The organism is Streptomyces shenzhenensis, assembly GCF_003688995.1.
Classification (GTDB): Bacteria; Actinomycetota; Actinomycetes; order Streptomycetales; family Streptomycetaceae; genus Streptomyces; species Streptomyces shenzhenensis_A.
The window spans coordinates 1-22,830 of sequence record NZ_PENI01000036.1 but is presented as its reverse complement, the minus strand read 5'-3'; the positions used below and the strand labels follow the sequence as shown (position 1 = coordinate 22,830).

At 71.2% G+C, this 22,830-nt stretch carries 19 protein-coding genes and 1 pseudogene; 10 read left to right on the top strand and 10 right to left on the bottom strand.

Annotated elements, in window-relative coordinates; translation table 11 throughout:
• Nucleotides 1-11 precede the first annotated feature (11 nt).
• Entirely contained in the window at nt 12-635 is a 624-nt protein-coding gene (locus CTZ28_RS37690; RefSeq protein ID WP_121894260.1) for a TetR/AcrR family transcriptional regulator, read from the bottom strand.
• Nucleotides 636-858: 223 nt separating this feature from the next.
• On the opposite strand from CTZ28_RS37690, the gene CTZ28_RS37685 reads away from it, so the two are divergent.
• The 4 genes from CTZ28_RS37685 (at nt 859) to CTZ28_RS37665 (ending at nt 5,166) form a co-directional block, all read left to right on the top strand.
• Nucleotides 859-1,839, top strand: a complete 981-nt coding sequence (locus CTZ28_RS37685) for a tetratricopeptide repeat protein (RefSeq protein ID WP_121894259.1) — start codon at nt 859-861, stop codon at nt 1,837-1,839.
• Between the two features lie 659 nt (nt 1,840-2,498).
• On the top strand, nt 2,499-3,158 hold the full coding sequence (locus tag CTZ28_RS37675) for a DUF6230 family protein (protein WP_121894258.1): 660 nt from the start codon (nt 2,499-2,501) through the stop codon (nt 3,156-3,158).
• Nucleotides 3,159-3,275: 117 nt separating this feature from the next.
• A complete protein-coding gene (locus tag CTZ28_RS37670) occupies nt 3,276-3,824 on the top strand; it encodes a DUF6114 domain-containing protein (protein WP_121894257.1) in 549 nt (182 codons plus the stop codon).
• Nucleotides 3,814-5,166, top strand: coding sequence for a hypothetical protein (locus tag CTZ28_RS37665; protein ID WP_121894256.1), 1,353 nt, complete (start codon nt 3,814-3,816; stop codon nt 5,164-5,166). Before CTZ28_RS37670 ends, CTZ28_RS37665 begins: the two co-directional genes overlap by 11 nt.
• Nucleotides 5,167-5,291: 125 nt before the next feature.
• Here CTZ28_RS37665 and pyk read toward each other — a convergent pair whose 3' ends face one another.
• From pyk to pta, 3 genes are all read right to left on the bottom strand, one after another.
• Complete coding sequence (gene pyk / locus CTZ28_RS37660; protein ID WP_121894255.1) at nt 5,292-6,722, bottom strand: pyruvate kinase; 1,431 nt, start codon at nt 6,720-6,722, stop codon at nt 5,292-5,294.
• A 97-nt stretch (nt 6,723-6,819) separates the two neighbouring features.
• A complete protein-coding gene (locus CTZ28_RS37655; RefSeq protein ID WP_121894254.1) occupies nt 6,820-8,082 on the bottom strand; it encodes an acetate kinase in 1,263 nt (420 codons plus the stop codon).
• Entirely contained in the window at nt 8,079-10,181 is a 2,103-nt protein-coding gene (gene pta / locus CTZ28_RS37650) for a phosphate acetyltransferase (protein ID WP_121894253.1), read from the bottom strand. The genes CTZ28_RS37655 and pta overlap by 4 nt, the downstream gene beginning before the upstream one ends.
• A gap of 220 nt (nt 10,182-10,401) precedes the next feature.
• Between pta and CTZ28_RS37645 the strand changes: the two genes are divergently transcribed.
• Entirely contained in the window at nt 10,402-11,427 is a 1,026-nt protein-coding gene (locus tag CTZ28_RS37645; RefSeq protein WP_121894252.1) for an ATP-dependent 6-phosphofructokinase, read from the top strand.
• A gap of 27 nt (nt 11,428-11,454) precedes the next feature.
• On the opposite strand, the gene CTZ28_RS37640 is transcribed toward CTZ28_RS37645, so the two are convergent.
• The 5 genes from CTZ28_RS37640 to CTZ28_RS37620 form a co-directional block, all read right to left on the bottom strand.
• Nucleotides 11,455-12,294: a carbohydrate ABC transporter permease gene (locus CTZ28_RS37640; RefSeq protein WP_121894251.1), complete on the bottom strand. Its 840-nt coding sequence runs from the start codon at nt 12,292-12,294 to the stop codon at nt 11,455-11,457.
• A 4-nt stretch (nt 12,295-12,298) separates the two neighbouring features.
• Complete coding sequence (locus CTZ28_RS37635; RefSeq protein WP_121894250.1) at nt 12,299-13,249, bottom strand: carbohydrate ABC transporter permease; 951 nt, start codon at nt 13,247-13,249, stop codon at nt 12,299-12,301.
• A gap of 13 nt (nt 13,250-13,262) precedes the next feature.
• Entirely contained in the window at nt 13,263-14,636 is a 1,374-nt protein-coding gene (locus tag CTZ28_RS37630; protein ID WP_183154792.1) for an extracellular solute-binding protein, read from the bottom strand.
• A gap of 115 nt (nt 14,637-14,751) precedes the next feature.
• Nucleotides 14,752-15,438 (bottom strand): response regulator, encoded by a 687-nt coding sequence (locus tag CTZ28_RS37625; protein WP_121894249.1) that lies wholly within the window; start codon nt 15,436-15,438, stop codon nt 14,752-14,754.
• On the bottom strand, nt 15,435-17,132 hold the full coding sequence (locus tag CTZ28_RS37620; protein WP_121894248.1) for a sensor histidine kinase: 1,698 nt from the start codon (nt 17,130-17,132) through the stop codon (nt 15,435-15,437). Before CTZ28_RS37620 ends, CTZ28_RS37625 begins: the two co-directional genes overlap by 4 nt.
• 121 nt (nt 17,133-17,253) lie before the next feature.
• On the opposite strand from CTZ28_RS37620, the gene CTZ28_RS37615 reads away from it, so the two are divergent.
• The 5 genes and pseudogenes from CTZ28_RS37615 (at nt 17,254) to CTZ28_RS37595 (ending at nt 22,620) form a co-directional block, all read left to right on the top strand.
• Nucleotides 17,254-18,672 (top strand): cation:dicarboxylate symporter family transporter, encoded by a 1,419-nt coding sequence (locus CTZ28_RS37615; protein WP_121894247.1) that lies wholly within the window; start codon nt 17,254-17,256, stop codon nt 18,670-18,672.
• Between the two features lie 135 nt (nt 18,673-18,807).
• Nucleotides 18,808-19,371, top strand: a pseudogene (locus CTZ28_RS37610) (MFS transporter); the annotation flags it as partial.
• A gap of 80 nt (nt 19,372-19,451) precedes the next feature.
• Nucleotides 19,452-19,880, top strand: a complete 429-nt coding sequence (locus CTZ28_RS37605; protein ID WP_121894246.1) for a MerR family transcriptional regulator — start codon at nt 19,452-19,454, stop codon at nt 19,878-19,880.
• Nucleotides 19,877-20,209, top strand: coding sequence for a thioredoxin family protein (locus tag CTZ28_RS37600; protein ID WP_310887648.1), 333 nt, complete (start codon nt 19,877-19,879; stop codon nt 20,207-20,209). Before CTZ28_RS37605 ends, CTZ28_RS37600 begins: the two co-directional genes overlap by 4 nt.
• Nucleotides 20,210-20,379: 170 nt before the next feature.
• Nucleotides 20,380-22,620 (top strand): HelD family protein, encoded by a 2,241-nt coding sequence (locus tag CTZ28_RS37595; protein WP_183154793.1) that lies wholly within the window; start codon nt 20,380-20,382, stop codon nt 22,618-22,620.
• Here the strand turns inward: CTZ28_RS37595 and CTZ28_RS37590 are convergent.
• Nucleotides 22,595-22,830, bottom strand: a 236-nt coding sequence (locus tag CTZ28_RS37590) for an alpha amylase C-terminal domain-containing protein (RefSeq protein WP_183154791.1), incomplete at its 5' end; no start/stop codon positions are given. The two genes, CTZ28_RS37595 and CTZ28_RS37590, sit on opposite strands and share 26 nt — an antisense overlap.

Genomic DNA, 22,830 nt, shown 5'->3' with positions numbered 1-22,830 from the left:
GGTTCCGGGCTTCAGGGTGCCTCGGCCGCCGACAGGCCGTGCAGCAGGACTTGGGTGAAGCCGCGCACCCAGTCGGGGTCGACGGGCTCCGCGCTGACCAGGGTGCGGTGCACCACCGCGCCCGCGACCACGTCGAAGATCAGGTCGACCGTGCGGGCCGCCTCCGCGGGATCCGCCTGCGCGGGCAGCTCGCCGCGTCGCTGTGCCCGGGCCCGGCCCTGGAGCACCAGGCGCTTCTGCCGGTCGACGATCGACTCGCGGATGCGCTCGCGCAGCGCGTCGTCCCGGGTGGACTCAGCGAGCACCGCCATCAGGCCGCTGCGCGCCTCGGGGCGGGCCAGGATCGCCGCGAACTGGAGGACCACGCCCTCGATGTCGGCGGCGAGGCTGCCGTGGTCGGTCAGTTCCAGTTCGTCGAAGAGCTCGGCCACCGCGTCCACGACGAGTTCGTTCTTGCCCGCCCAGCGGCGGTAGAGCGTCGTCTTCGCCACCCCGGCCCGTGTCGCCACGTCCGACAACGTGAGCTTCGACCAGCCCAGTTCGACCAGCGCCTGCCGGGTCGCGGCCAGGATCGCGGCGTCCGCGGCGGCACTGCGTGGGCGGCCCGCACGGGGGGCGGGGGTGCGGCTCTGCATCCCCCGACCATAACCGGCGGATTCCGTGCGGCCGTGAGGGAGATCACCGGGAGGGGCTGTCACGGGGCCGGGATTCGTATTACGCTACGAGTCGTAGCGTAAGCCCGTGCGGGACGTGTGCGGGCGAATGCGTACGCGAGGCACGACCAGGTGCGTGGGCGGGGACCCGGCGCGCTTCCACACCACTTTTCACACAGGCGCGGGATCGGGGGAGGATAGACGCATGCAGCCACGGAACATGTCCATGAGCGGCGTCGTCGACCTCGCCGCGGTGAAGGCGGCCCAGGAGGCCAAGGCCAAGGCGGAGCAGACGCGCGCCGAGACCGCCCGACAGGGCGGAGCGGGGGCCGTCTCCCCGGCCGATCTCGTCATCGACGTCGATGAGGCGGGCTTCGAGCACGATGTCCTGCAACGCTCGGCCGAGGTACCGGTCGTCATCGACTTCTGGGCCGAGTGGTGTCAGCCCTGCAAGCAGTTGAGCCCGGTCCTGGAGCGGCTGGCCGTCGAGTACAACGGGCGCTTCCTGCTCGCCAAGATCGATGTCGACGCGAACCAGATGCTGATGCAGCAGTTCGGGATCCAGGGGATCCCGGCGGTCTTCGCCGTCGTCGCGGGGCAGGCGCTGCCCCTCTTCCAGGGGGCCGCCGGGGAGCAGCAGATCCGGCAGACCCTCGACCAGTTGATCCAGGTCGCCGAGGAGCGCTTCGGGCTGACCGGCCTGACCGTCGACCCGGACGCCGAACCGGGCGGGGCGGCCACGGCGGTCGCGGCCCCGGTGCCGGCCGGCCCGTACGACGCGCTGCTGGAGGCCGCCGTGCAGGCGTTGGACGCGGGCGATCTGGGCGGGGCGATCCGCGCGTACCAGAACGTGCTGAGCGACGACCCGGGCAACACCGAGGCGAAACTGGGCCTCGCCCAGGCCGAGTTGCTCCAGCGGGTGCAGGACGCCGATCCGCAGCAGGTGCGCAAGGAGGCCGCCGAGAAGCCCCGTGACGTACAGGCGCAGATCACCGCGGCCGACCTGGATCTGGTCGGCGGGCATGTCGAGGACGCCTTCGGGCGGCTCATCGAGACCGTGCAGCGCACGGCGGGTGACGACCGGGACGCCGTACGGCGCCGGCTGCTGGAGCTGTTCGAGGTGGTCGGGGCCGACGACCCGCGGGTCGTCGGTGCGCGCAGGGCGCTCGCTCGCGCGCTGTTCTGAGCGGAACCCCGAGCGGGGCGCGGGCCCCGTTCTGACCAGTTGCTAAACACTCGGGCATGTGATGCCCGAGTGAAGGATTTGCCGACGAGGCGTCAGGCGGCCGCGCTTTACCAAATCTTGGTAATCGCGGCCGCTGTTACTCGGAGTAAATCGAGGCAGTTGGTCTGTCCTGTTCCGCCCGGAGGTCAACGGTTTTGTTCTGCCCCTTGATGTCGCCGAGCGTCGCGCTCCGAGATCGCTGGGTCGTGCTTCGGTTATCCGGTCGTTACTAGCCAGTAACGAACCCCCTTGTGCGGGCGGCGAGAATGCACCACGATCGGCGACGCTCGGTCCATTCCCGTACCCCGACAGCCAATCGGGTGCACGGGACCATCTGGGTCCCCACCGAGCAGAGCCGGCGGCAGTGGGGCCGGCTCTAGGGCAGGGGGGTCTTCGCCAGACCGGCGAAGCCTGTCCGGCAAGGTTGTGCGTGATGCGTGTCAGGCGCGACCAGTGGCTGTCGCTCGGGGGTGATCGCCGGTGATTTCGGGCGCGGTTCGTGTCCCCGAGCGCGGGCGTTCTCCTGTCCGAGGACGTAGCACTTCTCCCATCCCTGCCCGGCTGAGCCGCCGACTGGGGCGAGTCCGGGCCAGGAGATGTACGTCCGAGAAGGAGGAAATATGGAGTCCCAGGTGCGTGGCGGGACCAGATGGAAGCGGTTCGCTGTGGTCATGGTGCCCAGCGTCGCCGCCACGGCTTGTATAGGTGTCGCCCTTGCGCAGGGCGCTCTCGCCGCGTCGTTCAGCGTCTCCGGCCAGTCGTTCAAGGTACGTGCCGACAAGCTCGTAGGTGACGGCTTCGCGCAGTACGGTGCCATCGACAGCGGCTACACCCTGGACGGCGAGAAGACCGCCCATCCAGTGGCCGTCTCGTCGTTCCAGCACGCCGAGATCACGAACCTTTGCCAGTCCGTGGTCACCCCGAATGTCCCGTTCTTCGGCAAGGTCAGCCTCATTCTGCGGGCCGGTGGGGCCGGCCATGACGCGGTCCAGGCCGACCGGATCTACATCGACATCGCCGATCTCAAGGCCGATGCGACCTTCGAGAACATCGACATCGGTGTGGCAGCCGGCGACACCGCCGCCGGCAACGGCAAGGGCGGCAAGGGTCCCGGCATGAAGGGCGGGGGCGAGCAGGCCAACCCGTACGGCTTCGCGCAACAGGCCACCAAGGCCACGCTGAACGACGTGAAGCAGACGGCGTGGGCGACCACCGCCGGAACCTTCAAGCTCAGCGGTCTGAACATGTCGCTGTCGACGAGCGGCGCGGAGTGCTACTAGGCACTCACTGACGGGCGGGGGAGCCGATGGCGCCCCCGCCCGTCCACACTCCGGCCGCGTCTTCACGCGCGGCGCACATCACCACCACAGCAATGCCGTACCAGGGAGCTGTTTTCCATGAGCGCCGAGACTCCTGCCGTTACCGGTCAGTTCCATCGCCGGAGGTTGCAGTTCCGCGCCTGGCGGGGAAGCCGTCCGTTCTGGGCGGGCCTGTTCGTCCTGCTCGGCGGCTTTCCGATCATGTACTTCCCGTACGCGCATCTCCAGCTCGGGCATCTGACCCTGGCGATGGCCACGACCGCGGGAGCCGGGTCCCTGATCATCGGGGTGCTGCTCGTCATCCTCGGCATCAGCCTCTGGTTCCAGCAGCACGTGCGGACCTTCGCGGGGGTCGCCGCGATCCTGCTGGCGCTGGTGTCCATCCCCGTGTCCAACTTCGGCGGTTTCGTCATCGGGTTCCTGCTCGCGCTGATCGGCGGGGCGATGGCCGTGTCGTGGGTGCCGGGAGTGCCGTCGGCGCCGCAGCCGGCGCAGTCCGGCGGCACGGGCGCGGGGGGCTCCCCCGAGGCCGCTCCCGGCGGTGCCACGGACCCGGGGCACGAGGCGAACGACCTGTCAGGAACGAGCCCGGGCAACGGGGCGAACGGGAGGCACAGTGCCGGCTGACGAGGTGACCCACGGGACTCAGGTGGAGACGTCCCGTGTGAGAACCGGGCCGCGTCACGCGGCACCCAAGAAGCCGCTGTTCACCAGGTTCCACATGCCGGCGGGCAAGGCGATAGCCTCCGTGGCGATGCCGACGGCGGTCCTCATGGGTATGGGGTTCACGTCCACGTTCGCCCTCGCCGACAACAACGACACCCCGCCGTCGTCGAAGAGCCTGACGGCCGACGAGTACAAGGACTGTGTCGCGGCCCTGGACACCTCGGCCTCGCCGTCGCCCTCCGGCTCGCCGAGCGCGAGCGAGTCCGCGGAGCAGGAGACGCCGAGCCCGTCGGCGACGACCGAGGCCACCGGCGGCGCCAAGGACACGTCGGGCCAGGCCTCTTCGCCGGATTCAGGTTCCGACGACAAGGCCACGCCCAGCCCGTCGGCGTCCAAGTCGGCGCCCTCGGCGAGCGGTTCGGACGTCTCGGGCTCCGGCACCACGACCACCACGCCCAGCCCGACGGCGTCGTCGGGCGGCGGAAGCCTTCTGGACGCCATCGGCGACGCGATCACCGGCATCTTCACCGGGGCCGGCGTGGGCGCCGACTCCTCGGCGAGCGCGAGCCCCACGCCCTCCGCGTCGGCGTCAGCGGCGGGCTCCGAGGCGAGCAAGGACTCCGGGGACGCGAAGGACTCCGGCGGCAGCGCCACCGACGCCGTCAAGGACACGGCGGACAAGGTCACCAAGACGGTGGAGGACACCGTCAAGGACACCACCGACACGGCGTCCGAGGCGGCCGAGGACGCCACGGGCGCGGCGCAGGAGCCGACCGAGTCGGCCACCGCCTCGCCCAGCCCTTCGGCGAGCGCCTCCGCCTCCGCCGCCGACTGCCCGGTCGCCACCGACGACATGAGCGGCGTCGACAACAAGACGCCGGTGGCGGACGAGCCCTGGTACCTGGACGCCAGCTCGCTGCTGCTGAAGAACGCCGACTACCAGGGCATCGTCGAGGTGAAGCGCGCCAACGGGACCACCAAGAAGGTGCTGAAGTACGTCATCTCCGGCGGCACCGACATCGGTGACCTGCACCAGACGGTCAAGGACAAGCAGATCGGCAAGACCTACCACGTGCAGGCGGCGGCCGGTTCGATGTCCACGATCCGCGACGGCGACACGGTGATGTACACGGAGAGCATCTCCGGGAACCTTTTCGGTCTGATCCCGGTGACGTTCAGCCCGGACAGCCCGCCGCCGCTGAACATCCCGCTGATCTACTTCACCCATGTGAAGGTGATCCAGGCCGCCCAGTTCGGAGGCACCCTGCACGTGCCCGGCATGCACGTGTACACCACCGACTGACGCCCCGGGCCGAGCGGACCGGCTCGTCCTGTCGGGACGTACGGAGGGCGCCCCCTGTCGCAGGGGGCGCCCTCGGCGCCGTATGGGGTGCTTCGGTGGGGTAGTGGCCGGGGCCCGCGGAGCGGTTAGTTCTTCTCGCCGCCGCCGAGGTGGTGGACGCGGACCATGTTGGTGGTGCCGGGCACCCCGGGGGGCGAGCCGGCCGTGATGATCACGGTGTCGCCCGCGTCGAAGCGGCCCAGCTTCGTGACCTCCTGGTCGACCAGGTCGACCATCTCGTCCGTGCTGTTCACGAACGGCACGACGTGCGACTCCACGCCCCAGCTGAGCGTCAGCTGGTTGCGGGTGGACTCGTCCGTGGTGAAGGCGATGATCGGCTGGACGGCGCGGTAGCGGCTCAGCCGGCGGGCGGTGTCACCGGACTGGGTGAAGGCGATCAGGCCCTTGCCGCCGAGGAAGTCCGCGATCTCGCATGCGGCCCGGGCGACCGAACCGCCCTGTGTGCGCGGCTTCTTGCCCGGCACCAGCGGCTGCAGCCCCTTGGCGAGCAGCTCCTGCTCGGCCGCCCGGACGATCTTCGACATCGTCTTGACGGTCTCGACCGGGTAGGCGCCCACGCTCGACTCGGCGGACAGCATGACCGCGTCGGCGCCGTCCAGGATCGCGTTGGCCACGTCGGAGGCCTCGGCGCGGGTCGGACGGGAGTTGGTGATCATCGACTCCATCATCTGGGTCGCCACGATCACCGGCTTGGCGTTGCGCCGGCACAGCTCGATCAGGCGCTTCTGCACCATGGGGACCTTCTCCAGCGGGTACTCGACGGCCAGGTCGCCGCGGGCGACCATCACGCCGTCGAACGCCATCACGACGTCCTCCATGTTCTCGACCGCCTGCGGCTTCTCCACCTTGGCGATGACCGGGACGCGGCGGCCCTCCTCGTCCATCACCTTGTGGACGTCGGCCACGTCCCGGGCGTCCCGGACGAAGGACAGCGCGACCAGGTCGCAGCCCATGCGCAGCGCGAACCGCAGATCCTCGATGTCCTTGTCGCTGAGCGCGGGCACGTTGACGGCCGCGCCGGGCAGGTTGATGCCCTTGTGGTCGGAGACGACACCGCCCTCGATCACGATGCTCCGCACCCGGGGGCCCTCGACGTCCAGGACCTTCAGCTCGACGTTGCCGTCGTTGATCAGGATCTGGTCGCCGCGCGAGACGTCGCCGGGCAGGCCCTTGTACGTCGTGCCGCAGATGCTCTTGTCGCCGGGGACGTCCTCGGTGGTGATGACGAACTCGTCACCGCGCTCCAGCTCCACCGGGCCCTCGGCGAAGGTCGCCAGCCGGATCTTCGGGCCCTGGAGGTCGGCGAGCACGCCGATGGCGCGGTGGGTCTCCTTGGCCGCGGCGCGGACGCGGTCGTACCGCGCCTGGTGCTCGGCGTGGGTGCCGTGGCTGAAGTTGAACCGGGCCACGTTCATGCCCGCCTCGATCATGGCGACGAGCATCTCGTGGGAGTCGACCGCGGGGCCGAGAGTACAGACGATTTTCGAACGGCGCATGGGGCGATCCTATCGGTTTGTTTCGCTACGGAATATTCCGTCTGGCGGAAGGTGCATATGGGCGCGTTCGCGCTCAGGCGAGTGCCGGTCGAATTCCTCAGACGCCCTTTCCGACCAGTGCGTAGGTCTGTTCGGCGATCTCCCATTCCTCGTCCGTCGGAACCACGGCCACGGCGACCCGCGCGTCCGGCGGCGAGATCAGCCGGGCCTCGTCGCCCCGTACGGCGTTCAGCCCCGGGTCGACCGCGAGACCCAGCCCGGCCAGCCCCTCGACCGCCGCCGCCCGCACCGGGGCCGCGTTCTCGCCGACCCCGGCCGTGAAGGCGACCGCGTCCACCGTGCCGAGTACCGCGTAGTAGGCGCCGATGTACTTCTTCAGCCGGTGCACATAAATGTCGAAGGCGAGCCGCGCCCCGGCGTCACCCTCGTCGATTCTGCGCTGAATCTCCCGCATGTCGTTGTCGCCGCACAGGCCGAACAGACCGCTCCTCTTGTTGAGGAGAGTGTCGATCTCGTCCATGGACATTCCGCCAACGCGCCGCAAATGGAAGATGACGGCGGGATCCAGGTCGCCCGAGCGGGTCCCCATCACCAGCCCCTCCAGCGGCGTCAGCCCCATCGAGGTGTCCACGCACCGGCCGCCGCGGACCGCCGAGGCCGACGCCCCGTTGCCCAGGTGCAGCACGATGACGTTCACCTCCTCCGGCGCCCTGCCGAGCAGTCGCGCGGTCGCCCGGGAGACATACGCGTGCGAGGTGCCGTGGAAGCCGTAGCGCCGCACCCGGTAGCGGTCCGCGAGCTTGGTGTCGATCGCGTAGCGGGCCGCGTACTCCGGCATCGTCGTGTGGAACGCGGTGTCGAAGACCGCGACCTGCGGCAGGTCCGGGCGCAGCGCCCGGGCCGTGCGGATGCCGGTCAGGTTCGCCGGGTTGTGCAGCGGTGCGACCGGGATCAGCCGCTCGATCTCGGTGAGCACGGAGTCGTCGATGAGGGTGGGCTCGGTGAAGAACTTGCCGCCGTGCACCACGCGGTGCCCGATCGCGGCCAGCTCCGGCGAGTCCAGGCCGATGCCGTCCCGGGACAGTTCACCGGCGACGGCCTTGAGGGCGGCGTGGTGATCCGCGATCGGCCCGTTCTGCTCACGGGTGTCGCCCGTGGCCGCACAGGTGTGCCGCAGCCGGGAGGTCTGCTCGCCGATGCGCTCCACCAGACCGACGGCGAGCCGGCCGCCGTCGCGCATGTCCAGCAGCTGGTACTTCAGCGACGACGAGCCGGAGTTGAGGACGAGGACCCGGGAGGCGAGGGGGGCCGAGAGCGGCTCGCCGGACGCGGTGGCGGCGGGCGACGGGTGCGAGGTCACTGGGCGGTTGCCTTCTCGTGCGGGGTCGGGACGGTGCTCTGGGCCTGGACGGCCGTGATGGCCACGGTGTTGACGATGTCCTGGACGAGCGCGCCCCTGGACAGGTCGTTGACCGGCTTGCGCAGGCCCTGCAGCACCGGCCCGACGGCGATCGCGCCGGCCGAGCGCTGCACGGCCTTGTAGGTGTTGTTGCCGGTGTTCAGGTCGGGGAAGATCAGCACACTGGCCTGCCCGGCCACCTCGGAGTCCGGCAGCTTGGTCGCGGCGACCGTGGGCTCCACGGCGGCGTCGTACTGGATCGGCCCCTCGATCTTCAGGTCGGGCCGCCGCGCGCGGGCCAGCTCGGTGGCCTCGCGCACCTTGTCGACATCGGCGCCCGAACCGGACGTACCGGTGGAGTACGACAGCATCGCGATCCGCGGTTCCACGCCGAACTGCCGTGCGGTGGCCGCCGACTGGACGGCGATGTCGGCGAGCTGGGCGGCGTCGGGGTCCGGGTTGACCGCGCAGTCGCCGTAGACCAGCACCTTGTCGGCGAGGCACATGAAGAAGACCGACGAGACGATCGAGGACTCCGGCCGGGTCTTGATGATCTCGAACGCGGGCCGGATGGTGGCCGCGGTGGAGTGCACGGAACCGGAGACCATGCCGTCCGCCAGGCCCTCCTCGACCATCAGGGTGCCGAAGTAGTTCACGTCGGCGACCACGTCGTAGGCCAGCTCGGCCGTGACGCCTTTGTGGGCGCGCAGCCGCGCGTACCGCTCGGCGAAGGCGTCGCGCAGCTCGGCGGTGGCCGGGTCGATCAGCTGCGCGTCGCCGAGGTCGATGCCGAGGTCGGCGGCCGTCTTGCGGATCCGGTCGACCGGCCCGAGCAGGGTCAGATCGCACACGTCCCGGCGCAGCAGCACCTCGGCGGCGCGCAGCACGCGCTCCTCGGTGCCCTCCGGCAGGACCACCCGGCGCCGGTCGGCGCGGGCCTGCTCCAGCAGCTTGTGCTCGAACATCATCGGGGTGACGCGGTCGCTGCTCGGTGCGGAGACCCGGCCCAGCAGATCGCCGGTGTCGACGTACCGCTCGAACAGGCCGAGCGCGGTCTCCGCCTTGCGCGGGGTGGCCGCGTTCAGCTTGCCCTCCAGGGAGAACAGCCGCTCGGCGGTCGGGAAGCTGTTGCCGGCCACGGACAGCACCGGGGTGCCGGGGGCGAGGCGCGCGGCCAGGGTGAGGACCCCGTCGCTGGGGCGTTCGTTCAGGGTGAGCAGGACGCCGGCTATCGGCGGGGTGCCGGCGCTGTGCGCGGCGAGCGAGCCGACGACCAGGTCGGCGCGGTCGCCCGGGGTCACCACGAGGCAGCCCGGGGTCAGCGCGGCCAGCAGGTTGGGCAGCATGGCGCCGCCGAAGACGAAGTCGAGCGCGTCCCGGGCGAGCCCCGAGTCGTCGCCGAGCAGCACCTCGGCGCCCAGGGCCTGGCCGATCTGCGCGACGGTCGGCGCCGCAAGGGCCGGTTCGTCCGGCAGCACGTAGCAGGACACCGGCAGCCGGTCCGCGAGCTGCTCGGCCAGCGTGTCGCGGTCGTCGCGGGCCACCCGGTTGGCGACCATCGCCAGCACGTCGCAGCCCAGGCCGTGGTAGGCCCGGAAGGCGTTGCGGGTCTCGGCGAGCACCGAGTCGACGCTCTGCCTGCGGCCGCCCACCACCGGGATCACGGACGCGCCGAACTCGTTGGCGAGCCGGGCGTTGAGGGCCAGCTCGTCGGGGAGCTGGGTGTCGGCGAAGTCGGTGCCGAGCACCAGGACGACGTCGTAGTCGCGGGCCACCAGGTGGAAGCGGTCGACGAGCGTGGAGACCAACTCGTCGGTGCCCTGCTCGGCCTGGAGCGTGGACGCCTCGTGGTAGTCCATGCCGTACACGGTCGCCGGGTCCTGGGAGAGCCGGTAGCGCGCCCGCAGCAGTTCGAAGAGACGATCGGGATGGTGGTGCACGAGCGGACGGAACACTCCCACCCGGTCGATCTGCCGGCTCAGGATCTCCATGACGCCCAGTTCGACGACCTGGCGGCCGTCACCGCGGTCGATCCCGGTCACGTACACACTGCGGGTCACGCGTGCTCTCCCTCTCGTCTCGGCTGTGTCTCGGCCGGAGAAGATTCGGCAGAATGTTCCGGCATGGACGAAAAACGCTCACCGGGGTGAGCGGAACCCTCTTGACAATACCTTCGGCCGCGGATAAGGCCCCCGTCAGGGCGGGGGTCCGTCCGCCTCCGGGACATGAAACAATCGGACTGGCTCACCGGCGTCGACAGCGAGCAGGAGACACAGCAGGATGCGCATCGGAGTCCTCACCGCAGGCGGCGACTGCCCCGGTCTGAACGCCGTGATCCGGTCGGTCGTGCACCGGGCGGTCACGAACTACGGCGACGAGGTGATCGGCTTCGAGGACGGCTACCGGGGCCTGCTCGACGGCCACTACCGCACCCTCGACCTCGACGCGGTCGCCGGCATCCTGGCCCGCGGCGGGACCATCCTCGGCTCCTCGCGCCTGGAGCGCGACCGGCTGCGCGAGGCCTGCGAGCGGGCCACCGACATGGTCGGTGAGTTCGGGATCGACGCGCTGATCCCGATCGGCGGCGAGGGCACGCTGACCGCGGCCCGGATGCTCTCCGACGCGGGCCTGCCGGTCGTCGGCGTCCCGAAGACGATCGACAACGACATCTCCTCCACGGACCGCACCTTCGGTTTCGACACCGCGGTCGGCGTCGCCACCGACGCGATGGACCGCCTCAAGACCACCGCCGAGTCCCACCAGCGCGTGATGGTCGTCGAGGTCATGGGCCGGCACGCCGGCTGGATCGCCCTGGAGTCCGGCATGGCCGGCGGCGCCCACGGCATCTGCCTGCCCGAGCGGCCGTTCGACCCGGCCGACCTGGTCAAGATGGTCGAGGAGCGGTTCGACCGCGGCAAGAAGTTCGCCGTCGTCTGCGTCGCCGAGGGCGCACACCCCGCCGAGGGCACGATGGACTACGGCAAGGGCGAGATCGACCAGTACGGCCACGAGCGCTTCCAGGGCATCGGCACGGCCCTGGCGTACGAGCTGGAGCGGCGGCTCGGCAAGGAGGCCAAGCCGGTCATCCTCGGCCACGTCCAGCGCGGCGGCACGCCGACCGCGTACGACAGGGTGCTCGCCACCCGCTTCGGCTGGCACGCGGTGGAGGCCGCGCACCGGGGCGAGTTCGGCAGGATGACCGCGCTGCGCGGCACCGACATCGTGATGGTGCCGCTCGCGCAGGCGGTGACCGAGCTGAAGACGGTGCCGAAGGACCGGATGGACGAGACCGAGTCGGTCTTCTGAGCGGCGGCGGGGGCGGCCGCTCGGGGTTCACCCCTTGACCGCGCCGCCCAGCGCGAACCCGCCCCCCAAGCGCCGTGCGACCAGCACGTACAGCAGGATCACCGGCGTCGAGTAGACGACCGAGAACGCGGCCAGCTGCCCGTACGCCACCATGCCCCGGTTGCCGAAGAACTCGTTGATGCTCACCGCGGCGGGCATCTGGTCCGGGCTGAGCAGCAGCATGAACGGCACGAAGAAGTTGCCCCACATCACCACGAACGAGAAGACGGTGACCACGGCGACCCCGGGCCCCATGAGCGGCAGCACGATCCGCACGAGCGACTGGAGCGAGGACGCGCCGTCCGTCCACGCCGCCTCCTCCAGCTCCTTCGGCACGCCGTCCATGAAGTTCTTCATCAGCCAGATGGCGAACGGGAGTTGAGAGGCCGCGAAGAACAGGATCGTGCCCTGCCGGGTGTCGATGAGATTCACCTGGACGAACAGCGCGTACACCGGGACCATGATCGCGGTGATGGGCAGGCTCGTGGCGAACAGGATCGTCAGCAGGAACGGACGGTTCAGCCGGGAACGGAACCGGGACAGCGGATAGGCCGCGAGCGCCGCGCACCCCACCGTCAGCAGTGTCGCGCCGCCGCACAGGATCAGGCTGTTGAGCAGCGGTGTGAAGGTGACGTCCGCGTTCAGGACGGCGTCGAAGTTGTCCAGGGTGAGCCCGTCGGGGGCCTTCACCCTGAGGTCCGCGTGCCGGTCCAGGGCGGAGAGCACCACCCACAGGAGCGGCAGCGCGAACGCGGCGGCCACGGCCAGCAGGCCCGCGTCGGCGGCCAGCCGGTGACGGGTGCGGCGGGCCGCGAGGGTCCGGGGCATGGCGTCAGACCTCCGTCCGCAGCAGGCGCAGATAGACGACCGAGAACAGGGAGCCGACCAGGAGCAGCAGCAGGGCCACCGCGGTGCCGTAGCCGATCAGGCTGTTCTGGAAGGCCTGTTCGTACATGAACAGGGGCAGCGTCTGGCTCCGGCCGCCCGGGCCGCCCCGTGTCATCACCCAGATCAGCCCGAACACCGAGAGCGTCTGCAGGGTGTTGAGCATCAGGTTCGTACCGATGGAGCGGCGGATCATCGGGAGCGTGATGTGCCACATGCGGCGCCAGCCGCTCGCGCCGTCCACCTCCGCCGCCTCCGTGATCTCCTTCGGGATCTCGCCGAGCGCCGCCGAGTAGACCAGCATCGAGAAGGCCGTGCCCCGCCACACGTTCGCGAAGGACACCGCCAGGATGGGCAGTGTGAACAGCCAGTTCTGGGACGGGAGATGCAGCTGGTCCAGGAGGGCGTTCAGGGTGCCCTCGCGGCGGAAGAAGGCGTACAGGAGGAAGCCCGCCACGACCTCCGGCAGCACCCATGCCGTGATCACCACACCGCCGGTCAGCGTGCGCACCGGCTTCGAGGCGCGCCGCATCAGCGCGGCGAGCGCCAGGCCGAGGGTGTTCTGGCCGACCAGCGACGACAGGACGGTGAACACCAGTGTCAGCCACACCGCGTTCAGGAACCGCTCGTCCTGGAACGCCCGGCGGAAGTTGGCGAACCCGACGAAGGACGAGTGAGCCTGGCCGGTCAGCTGGAGGTCGGTGAAGGCGAGGTAGGCGCAGTAGGCGATGGGGCCCGCCAGGAAGAGCAGCAGGACGACCAGGGCGGGGGTCACGGGCAGTGCCCTGGTGAGCGCGCGGCGCAGCGGGCGCGGGCGGGGCCGCGGCGCCGGTTCGGGTGGCCCGGGGTCCGGGGCGGCGGGCGCGACGCCCGGGCCCGCGTGCGATGCGGCGGTCATGGCCGCCCGCCGGTCACTTCGCGACGACCTGGTTGTCGGTCGCGGCCTTGAGCGCGTCGTCGTACGCCTTCGCCGCCGCGTCGACCGACGCGTCACCCGTCGTCACGCCCTCCATCGCCTCCTGGATGGCGGTGGAGACCTTCGGGTACGCCGGGTAGGCGGGCCGGTAGTGGGTGCTCGCGACGAGGTCGGTGAAGAACTTGATGCCGGGCTGGGCCGACACGTACGAGGGATCGCCCGCGACGTCCTCGCGCACGGCGATGCCGGAGTTGGCGATGTACCACTGCTGCGCGTTCGTCGTCGTCTGCATCACCTTGACGAAGTCGAAGGCCAGGTCGGGGTTGCCCGCCTTGGCGGGGATCGCCCAGGTCCAGCCGCCGGACATGCTCACCTTGCCGGGGGCCTGGCCGTGCTGGGTGGGCATGGCGGCGAGACCGAGCCGCTTCGACCACTCGGGCCACTCGTGGCCGCTGCCCGGCAGCCAGTCCTGCGGGAGCCACGAGCCGTCGAGGTCGATGCCGAGCCTGCCCCGGGGGAGGAGCTCACCGCGCACCCGGGTGCCGAAGTTGGGGTCGAGGGCGTCGGACACGTCCGGGCCGAGCTTCTCCGCGAAGACGGTCTCGACGAACGAGAGCGCGTCCTTGAAGCCCTGCCCTGCGGTGATCCACTTCTTGGACGCGGCGTCGTACAGCGGATCGGTGCCGCCGTCGCCGGTGCCGTAGAGCAGCATCTCGAAGCCCTGCATGGCGGCGGCCTCACCGGCCGGCTTGCCCGTGTAGATGTTCAGCGGGGTGACGCCGGGCACCTTCCGCTTGATGGTGCGGGCCGCGTCGAGCACGTCGTCCCAGGTCTTCGGCTGCCAGTCGGCGGGCAGCCCCGCCCGCTCGAACACGCCCTTGTCGAACCAGAGTCCACGGGTGTCGGTGCCGTCCGGGACGCCGTACGTCCTGCCGTCCTCGCCGCGGGCCGCGGACTTGGCGGTGTCGATGAACCGGTCCCAGTCGGGCCACTCGGCGAGGTAGGGGTCGAGGGGCTTCAAGTACCCGCTGGTGATGTCCGAGTTGATGAGGAAGGTGTCCTCGTAGACCAGGTCCGGCGCGGTCTTGGGGGAGCGGAGCATCTGCTGGAGCTTGGTGTAGTACTCCGAGTCCGGCGCCTTGACGGGCACGAACTCGACTTTCTTGCCCGGGTACTTCTTCTCGAACTGCTTCTTGATGCCGGCGAGGTAGGTGTCCATCACCTTGACGGAGTTGTCCGTCGACTGCTTGAAGCTGACCCTCACGGTGTCGGGGCTGCTGCCGGAACCGCCGCCGCACGCGGTGAGCGCGGTGGCGGCGAGGGCGGTGGCGAGGAGGGCGGGGAGGACGGCGGTGGGGCGCACGGGCATGACCTCCTGCGGGCGCACGGCGGTGTGGCCTGGTGGTTCCCGTGAAGGTAGGGGTGTGGTCCAGTCGGGTCAATGCATGTGCCGTGGATCGGGCAACAGCACCCGCGCGCTCACCTCACTGCCCCCTCACCCAGCGGTACTGCAGTTCCGGTCGGCCCACCGTGCCGTACTGGGGACTGCGGGCCGCCCGGCCCGTGTCGACCAGGTGTTCCAGATAGCGGCGGGCCGTGATGCGGGAGATGCCGACCGCCTCGGCGACGCCGGTCGCGGTGAGACCGTCGGTGCGGTCGCGCAGGGCCACCGTGACCCGCTCCAGGGTGGGCGCGCTCAGGCCCTTCGGCAGCGCCGCCGGGCTCGGCGCCCGCAGCACCGCGAGCGCCCGGTCCACCTCGTCCTGCCCGCTGGCCTCGCCGGCCGCCGCCTGGAACTCGGCGTAGCGCAGCAGCCGGTCCCGCAGGGTCGCGAAGGTGAACGGCTTCAGGACGTACTGCACGACCCCGAGCGAGACCCCCTCGCGCACCACGGTCAGGTCCCGGGCGGACGTCACCGCTATCACGTCGGCGTGGTGGCCGGCCGCGCGCAGCGAGCGGGCGAACTGCAGGCCGTGCACGTCCGGCAGGTGCAGGTCCAGCAACAGCAGGTCGACCGGGGTGCGGTCAAGGACGCGCCGGGCCTCCGCCCCGGTGTGCGCCTTGCCCACGGCGACGAACCCGGGCACCCGTCCGACGTACAGCACATGCGCGTCCGCGGCGACCGGGTCGTCCTCCACGACGAGGACCCGGATGGGCTGCCGTGCCGTCATGCCCCACCTCGCACCGCGCCGCTGCCGCTGCGGCGGGCCGGCCCCGCCGACCTGCCCAGCGGCAGCCGTACCTCGAACACCGCACCGCCCTCCTGGCCCTCCGCCACCGTCAACGTGCCCTCCTGCCGGGTGACCGCCTGCCGCACCAGCGCCAGGCCGAGCCCGCGGCCCTGCGGCCCGGCCGGCTTGGTCGTGAATCCCCGCTGGAATACCAGTTCGGCATGGGCCGGATCCACCCCGCTGCCCGAGTCCGCGACCCGCAGCACCAGTTCGGCGCGGCTCCCCTCGGCCGCGCCCGCCGTGTCCGCCGTGTACGCCGTGTACGCCGTGTACGCCGTCACCGTGACCCGGGCCCCGACGGTGCCCTGGGCCGCGTCCACCGCGTTGTCGATCAGGTTGCCGAGGATGGTCACCAGGTCGCGGGCCGGCAGCCGCTCCGGGAGCAGGCCGTCGTCGAGCCGGCTCTCCGGCGCCACCACCAGCTCCACGCCCCGCTCGTTGGCCTGGGCGGTCTTGCCGAGCAGCAGGGCCGCCAGCACCGGCTCGCCGACCGCGGCCACCACCTGGTCGGTCAGCGCCTGGGCCAGCTCCAGCTCGGCGGTCGCGAACTCCACCGCCTCGTCGGCGCGGCCCAGCTCGATCAGGGAGACCACCGTGTGCAGCCGGTTCGCCGCCTCGTGCGCCTGCGAGCGCAGCGCCTGGGTGAAGCCCCGCTCGGAGTCCAACTCGCCCATGAGCGACTGGAGTTCGGTGACGTCCCGGAGGGTGACCACGGTGCCGCGGCGCTCACCGCCTGACACCGGCGAGGTGTTGACGACCAGGACCCGGTCCGCCGTCAGATGCACCTCGTCGACGCGCGGCTCCGAGGCCAGCAGCGCCCCGGTGAGCGGCGCGGGCAGCCGGAGGTCGGCCACCGACCTGCCCACCACCTCCTCCTCGCTGCCGACGCCGAGCAGTTCCCGCCCGCCGTCGTTGATGAGGGCCACGCGGAACTGGCCGTCCAGCATCAGCAGCCCCTCGCGCACCGCGTGCAGCGTGGCCTGGTGGTAGTCGTGCATATGGCTCAGCTCGCTCGCGTTCATGCCGTGGGTGTGCCGGCGCAGCCGGGCGTTGACGACGTACGTGCCGACGCCGCCCAGCGCCAGGGCGCCGGCCGCGACGCCGGTCATGGCCGTGACCTGCTCCTGCACCCGCTCGCTGATGGCCTCGACGCGGATGCCGGCGCTCACCAGGCCGACGACCTGGTTGCCCTGCCAGACGGGGGTGACGGCGCGCACGGAAGCGCCGAGCGTGCCGGTGTACGTCTCGGTGAAGGAGCGGCCCCGGAGGGCGGGCCCGATGTGCCCCAGGAACTCCTTGCCGATCTGCGTGGTGTCCGGATGGGTCCAGCGGATGCCCTGCGGGTTCATGATCGTCACAAAGTCGACCCCGGTGTCCCGCTGGACCTGGAGCGCGTACGGCTGGAGCCGGGCCGTCGGGTCCGCGGTGCCGATCGCCTCCCGCACCGACGGGGAGTCGGCTATCGAGCGGGCCACCGCCGTGACCTGCCGGCCCGCCGCGTCCTCGGCCTGGCCCCGGTCGCTGAGATAGGTGAACAGCGCGTACCCGGCGACCACGACCGCGATCAGCACGGCCTGCATGGCGAACAGCTGGCCGGCCAGGCTGCGGGGTCGGGGCGGGACGGGGAGACGCATGCCGTCAGTGTGCCTCTCCGGATAAGCACGAACTAAATGAACGCAAGGGTGACCGCCCTCACAGACCAGGGGATAGTCACGGCATCCCCCACATCCCCCGGACGTGAGCCGCACGCCGGTGATGCCGACGACGACGTCAAGGAGGGCAGCCGTGGCCGCCAGCACATCCCCAACGGCACCTGCCGCACCCGCCGCGAAGCGGGACCGCACCCACTATCTGTACATCGCCGTGATCGCCGCGGTGGCGCTCGGCATCGCCGTGGGGCTCATCTGGCCCGACTTCGGGGTCGAGCTGAAGCCGCTCGGCACGGGCTTCGTGAACCTGATCAAGATGATGATCTCGCCGGTCATCTTCTGCACGATCGTGCTGGGCATCGGCTCGGTGCGCAAGGCGGCCAAGGTCGGCGCGGTCGGCGGTATCGCGCTCGGCTACTTCCTCGTGATGTCGCTCGTCGCGCTCACCATAGGTCTCGTCGTCGGCAACGTGCTGCACCCCGGTGACGGGCTGCAGCTGACCGACGCGCTCAAGCAGACCGGGCACGACCAGGTGTCCAGCGACGCGCTGCCGCCGGTGGACTTCGTGCTGTCGATCATTCCGACCACGTTCGTCTCCGCCTTCACCGAGGGGGAGGTGCTCCAGACGCTGCTGGTGGCGCTGCTCGCCGGGTTCGCGCTGCAGGCGATGGGCTCGGCCGGCCAGCCGGTGCTGCGCGGCATCGAGCACATCCAGCGCCTCGTCTTCCGCATCCTGGCCATGGTGATGTGGGCCGCGCCCATCGGTGCCTTCGGCGCCATCGCCGCGGTCGTCGGCTCGTCGGGCCTGGAGGCGCTGAAGAGCCTCGCGGTGCTGATGCTCGGCTTCTACGTCACCTGCTTCCTGTTCGTCTTCGTCGTGCTCGGCGCGCTGCTGCGGGCCATCGCGGGGCTGAACGTCTTCGCGCTGTTCAAGTACCTGGCCCGGGAGTTCCTGCTGATCCTGTCCACCTCCTCCTCCGAGTCCGCGCTGCCGCGGCTCATCGCGAAGATGGAGCACCTGGGCATCAGCAAGCCGGTGGTCGGCATCACCGTCCCGACCGGCTACTCCTTCAACCTCGACGGCACGATGATCTACATGACCATGGCGTCGCTGTACATCGCCGACGCCCTGGGCACGCCGATGTCGGTCGGCGAGCAGATCCCGCTGCTGCTGTTCCTGCTGGTGGCCTCCAAGGGCGCCGCCGGCGTCAGCGGTGCCGGTCTCGCCACGCTGGCCGGCGGTCTCCAGTCGCACAAGCCCGCGCTGGTCGACGGCGTCGGTCTGATCGTCGGCATCGACCGCTTCATGAGCGAGGCCCGCGCCCTGACGAACTTCGCGGGCAACGCGGTCGCCACGGTGCTGATCGGCACCTGGACGAAGGAGATCGACACGGACCGGGTCCGGCAGGTGCTCGCCGGTGAGCTGCCGTTCGACGAGAAGACCCTGCTGGACGAGAGCGAGCAGGCGCCGGCGTCCGAGCTGCCGGGCAACGGCGGCACCGAGCGGGAGCTGGCCAAGGCGTAGCGGCTCCACCAGCTCCGGATGTCCGGCCCGGCCTGAACCCGGGCCGGGCGTCCGGCCACCGCCCCGGGCGGCCGAGCATCCCCCGTAGCTCGGCCGCCCGGTTCCGTCATGGACCGGTACCTGGCGGACCGGCCCGTCGCCCTGTTCTTCCTGGCCGTCTTCGGTGCCTTCTACTACCTCACCCAGTACCTGCAGTTCGTGCTCGGCTTCGGCCCCCTGGAGACCGGCCTGCGCATGCTGCCGCTGGCCGGCGCCGTCAACGACACCTCGCTGGAGCTGGGCGGCTCGCTCGGCATCGCCCTCCTCGGCTCCCTGTTGTCCACCACGTACGGCGACCGTCTCACCGACGCCACCCGCGGTACCGACCTGCCGGCGGACGCGTCGGCCACCGCTCAGGACTCGGTCGGCGCCGGGTACGCCGTCGCCCAGGGCATCGGCGACAGGGCGCGGCAGCTCGCCGAGCAGGCGGCACACACCGGCGACCCGCAGCAGGCCGGCCGACTCGCCGCGGGCGCACGGCAGATGGCCGATGCCGTCGGTTCCTCCTTCGCGGACGCGGTGGCCCGCACCAGCCTCGTCGGCGCGGTGATCCTGGGCGTCGGCACGGTCCTGGTCGCGCTGCTGCTGCCGGGCCGCACGGCCGCCGTACCGGAGCCGGCCGAGAAGGAGCGGGAGCCGGCGGGCAGCATGGCCGGCTGAACGGCCCCGGCCGGTCGGCCGGGGGGCCCGCGCGACCGACGGTTGCCCTGACCCCGACGTCAACGCCTACCGTCGAGAACATGCGCATCGGCGAGCTGGCCGCACGGGCCGGGACCACCACGCGGACACTGCGGTACTACGAGGCGCGCGGGCTGCTGCCCGCGCGTCGCGACGTCAAGGGCCACCGCGTCTACGACGAGCGGGATCTCCGGCTGCTCACCCAGATCCGGACCCTGCGGGACTTCGGGTTCGACCTGGAGGAGACGCGGCCGTTCGTGGAGTGTCTGCGGGCCGGGCACCCCGAGGGCGACTCCTGCCCCGCCTCGCTCGCGGTCTACCGGCGCAAGCTGGACGAACTGGACGCGCTCATCGGGGAGCTGCACGCGGTGCGGGCGCAGGTCGCCGGGCAGCTCGGGCGGGCGGAACGGGCCCGGGACGTGCTGGCCGCCGAGGCGCGGGTTCCGGGCGGTCCGGAACCGGAGTGCGAACTGGGAGGACACCGACGATGACCAGGACGGCCGGTGTGGCCGAGGTGACGGACGCGGACTTCACGGCGGAGGTGATCGAATCCGACCTGCCGGTGCTGGTGGAGTTCACCGCCGACTGGTGTCCGCCGTGCCGGCAGATGGCGCCGGTGCTCGGGGCGCTCGCCGCCGAGACGAGCGACCGCCTCAAGGTCGTACAACTGGACGTGGACGCCAATCCGGCGACCACCAACGCGTACAAAGTGCTGTCGATGCCGACGTTCATGGTGTTCCGGGGCGGCGAGCCGGTGCGGGCGATGGTCGGAGCGCGGCCCCGGCGCAGGCTCCTGGAGGAGCTGTCCGACGTGCTGTAGGACCGCGGCGCCCACTGAAAAAATCCCCCGAGTAATTGCGCTCGGGGGATTTCTCTGCGTATATTCAGTGATTCGCGACTTCAATGGAATGCGGTCGCGGTGAAGTTCAATGAGCAGAGTATATCCGGGCAGGAGCGGAATTGTCAAACAGCGAATTTCCGGACAATGAATTGCGTCGCGAGCAGGAATTCATCGACGGACTGTACGCGCGCGTGGACGCGCTGCGCGGTGACACCGAGACCTCCGTCGCGGACGCCCTCGCACAGGGCGACAAGCCCATGCAGGCCCGCCTGGAGCGGGACATCCTGGTCGCCGAACGGTCCGACCTGCTCGCCGCGCTGAACGCCGTGGACGGCTCGCTCTGCTTCGGCCGTATCGACCTGACCTCGGGCACCAGTCACCACATCGGCCGCATCGGGCTGCGCACCGACGACGCCGAGCGCACACCGGTCCTCATCGACTGGCGCGCCGCCGTCGCCCGCCCCTTCTACCTGGCCACCGGCCACACCCCGATGGGACTGCGCCGGCGCCGGCACATCGCCACCGACGGCCGCGAGGTCACCTCCCTGCACGACGAGATCCTCGACCTCGGCGACGCCACCCGCACCGGCCACGAGGACCCGACCGGGGACGCCGTGCTCCTGGCCGCGCTCAACTCCGCGCGCACCGGCCGCATGAGCGACATCGTGCAGACCATCCAGGCCGAGCAGGACGAGATCATCCGGGCGCCGTACCGCGGGGTGCTGGTGGTCGAGGGCGGCCCCGGCACCGGCAAGACCGCGGTCGCGCTGCACCGGGCCGCCTATCTGCTGTACGAGTACCGGGAGCTGCTGGCCCGGCGGGCCGTCCTGATCGTCGGCCCGAACCCCGCGTTCCTCGGCTACATCGGCGAGGTGCTGCCCTCCCTCGGTGAGACCGGGGTGCTGCTCGCCACGGTCGGCGAGCTGTTCCCCGGGGTGCGGGCGACGGCCCGGGACACCCCGGAGGCGGCGGCGGTCAAGGGCCGCGCCGACATGGCCGAGGTCCTCGCCGCCGTCGTGGGCGACCGGCAGGCGCTGCCCGACCCGGTGATCGCGATCGAGCACGACCGCGAGGTCCTGATGCTCGACGACGGCCTGGTGAAGGTCGCCCGCGAGCGCACCCGCGCCGCCGGGCTGCCGCACAACGCGGCCCGCGAGCACTTCGAGGGCCATATCCTCAACACCCTCACCGACATGGTCGCCGAGCGCATCGGCACCGACCCGTACGACGGCACCAACCTGCTCGACGCCGCCGACATCACCCAGATCCGCGACGAACTCGCCGAGAACCCGGAAGTCTGGTCCGCCGTCGACCAGTTGTGGCCGAGGCTGACTGCGCAGCGGCTGCTCGCGGACTTCCTCGCCGAACCCGAGGGGTACGTGGGCGACGCGGACGCCGCCGCGATCCGCCGCCCGGTGACCCGGGCGTGGACCGTGGCGGACGTGCCGCTGCTCGACGAGGCCGCCGAACTGCTCGGCGAGGACGACCGCGGCAGACAGGCGCTCGCCGAAAGGGAACGCGAGACGCAGATCGCCTTCGCGCAGGGCGTCCTCGATGTGTCGTACGCGTCCCGCACCTACGAGTTCGAGGACAAGGAGGACAGCGATCCCGACGGCTCCGAGGTGCTGTCCGCGCACGACATCATCGACGCCGAACGGTTCGCCGAGCGGCACGAGGAGGCCGACTTCCGCAGCGCCGCCGAGCGGGCCGCGGCCGACCGGACCTGGGCGTTCGGGCACATCATCGTGGACGAGGCGCAGGAGCTGTCGCCGATGGCCTGGCGGCTGCTGATGCGGCGCAGCCCGACCCGTTCGATGACCCTGGTCGGCGACCCGGCCCAGACGGCGGAGGCGGCGGGCGTGGGCTCCTGGTCCCGGATCCTCGCGCCGTACGTCGAGGACCGCTGGGAGCACGCGTGCCTCGGCGTCAACTACCGCACCCCGGCAGAGATCATGGACCTGGCCGCGGCCGTGGTCCGCGCCGAGCAGCCCGGCTTCGAACCGCCCAGCTCGGTCCGCTCGACCGGGGTCCGGCCCTGGGTGCGGCAGGCGGCCGACGATCTGCCGGGCGCCGTGGCGAAGGCGGTCGCCGAACTGACCCCCGCCGAGGGCCGCCTCGCGGTGATCGCGCCGCGCGAGCTGCACCGGGCGCTCGCCGCCCGGCTGGACGGGGTCACGGCCGGCGCCGAGCCCGACCTGACCCGGACCGTTGTCCTGCTGGACCCGCGCCAGGCCAAGGGGCTGGAGTTCGACTCGGTGCTGGTGGTGGAGCCGGGCCGGTACGGCACCAGTGACCTCTACGTCGCCCTGACCCGGGCCACCCAGCGGCTGGGCGTGCTGTACACGGGCGGCCTGCCCGAGGGGCTCAGGCGGGCCGCAGCCACACCGTAGCCAGCGGGGGCAGGGTCAGCCGGATGCTCGCGGGGCGGCCGTGCAGGCCCCGCGGCTCCGGTTCGACCGGGTGCGGGTGCACCACATCGCTGCCGCCGTAGCGGGCGTTGTCGGTGTTGAGTGCCTCGTGCCATGCGGGGATGTCGTGGGGTACGCCGAGTCGGTAGTCGTGGCGGACGAGGGGGGAGAAGTGGGACACCGAGAGCAGGG

Bases quoted from the DNA above. Each gene is read 5' to 3' on its own strand.
- CTZ28_RS37690 (WP_121894260.1), bottom strand. From the start codon at position 635: ATGCAGAGCCGCACCCCCGCCCCCCGTGCGGGCCGCCCACGCAGTGCC.
- CTZ28_RS37685 (WP_121894259.1), top strand. From the start codon at position 859: ATGCAGCCACGGAACATGTCCATGAGCGGCGTCGTCGACCTCGCCGCG.
- CTZ28_RS37675 (WP_121894258.1), top strand. From the start codon at position 2,499: ATGGAGTCCCAGGTGCGTGGCGGGACCAGATGGAAGCGGTTCGCTGTG.
- CTZ28_RS37670 (WP_121894257.1), top strand. From the start codon at position 3,276: ATGAGCGCCGAGACTCCTGCCGTTACCGGTCAGTTCCATCGCCGGAGG.
- pyk (WP_121894255.1), bottom strand. From the start codon at position 6,722: ATGCGCCGTTCGAAAATCGTCTGTACTCTCGGCCCCGCGGTCGACTCC.
- CTZ28_RS37645 (WP_121894252.1), top strand. From the start codon at position 10,402: ATGCGCATCGGAGTCCTCACCGCAGGCGGCGACTGCCCCGGTCTGAAC.
- CTZ28_RS37640 (WP_121894251.1), bottom strand. From the start codon at position 12,294: ATGCCCCGGACCCTCGCGGCCCGCCGCACCCGTCACCGGCTGGCCGCC.
- CTZ28_RS37635 (WP_121894250.1), bottom strand. From the start codon at position 13,249: ATGACCGCCGCATCGCACGCGGGCCCGGGCGTCGCGCCCGCCGCCCCG.
- CTZ28_RS37630 (WP_183154792.1), bottom strand. From the start codon at position 14,636: ATGCCCGTGCGCCCCACCGCCGTCCTCCCCGCCCTCCTCGCCACCGCC.
- CTZ28_RS37625 (WP_121894249.1), bottom strand. From the start codon at position 15,438: ATGACGGCACGGCAGCCCATCCGGGTCCTCGTCGTGGAGGACGACCCG.
- CTZ28_RS37620 (WP_121894248.1), bottom strand. From the start codon at position 17,132: ATGCGTCTCCCCGTCCCGCCCCGACCCCGCAGCCTGGCCGGCCAGCTG.
- CTZ28_RS37615 (WP_121894247.1), top strand. From the start codon at position 17,254: ATGCCGACGACGACGTCAAGGAGGGCAGCCGTGGCCGCCAGCACATCC.
- CTZ28_RS37605 (WP_121894246.1), top strand. From the start codon at position 19,452: ATGCGCATCGGCGAGCTGGCCGCACGGGCCGGGACCACCACGCGGACA.
- CTZ28_RS37600 (WP_310887648.1), top strand. From the start codon at position 19,877: ATGACCAGGACGGCCGGTGTGGCCGAGGTGACGGACGCGGACTTCACG.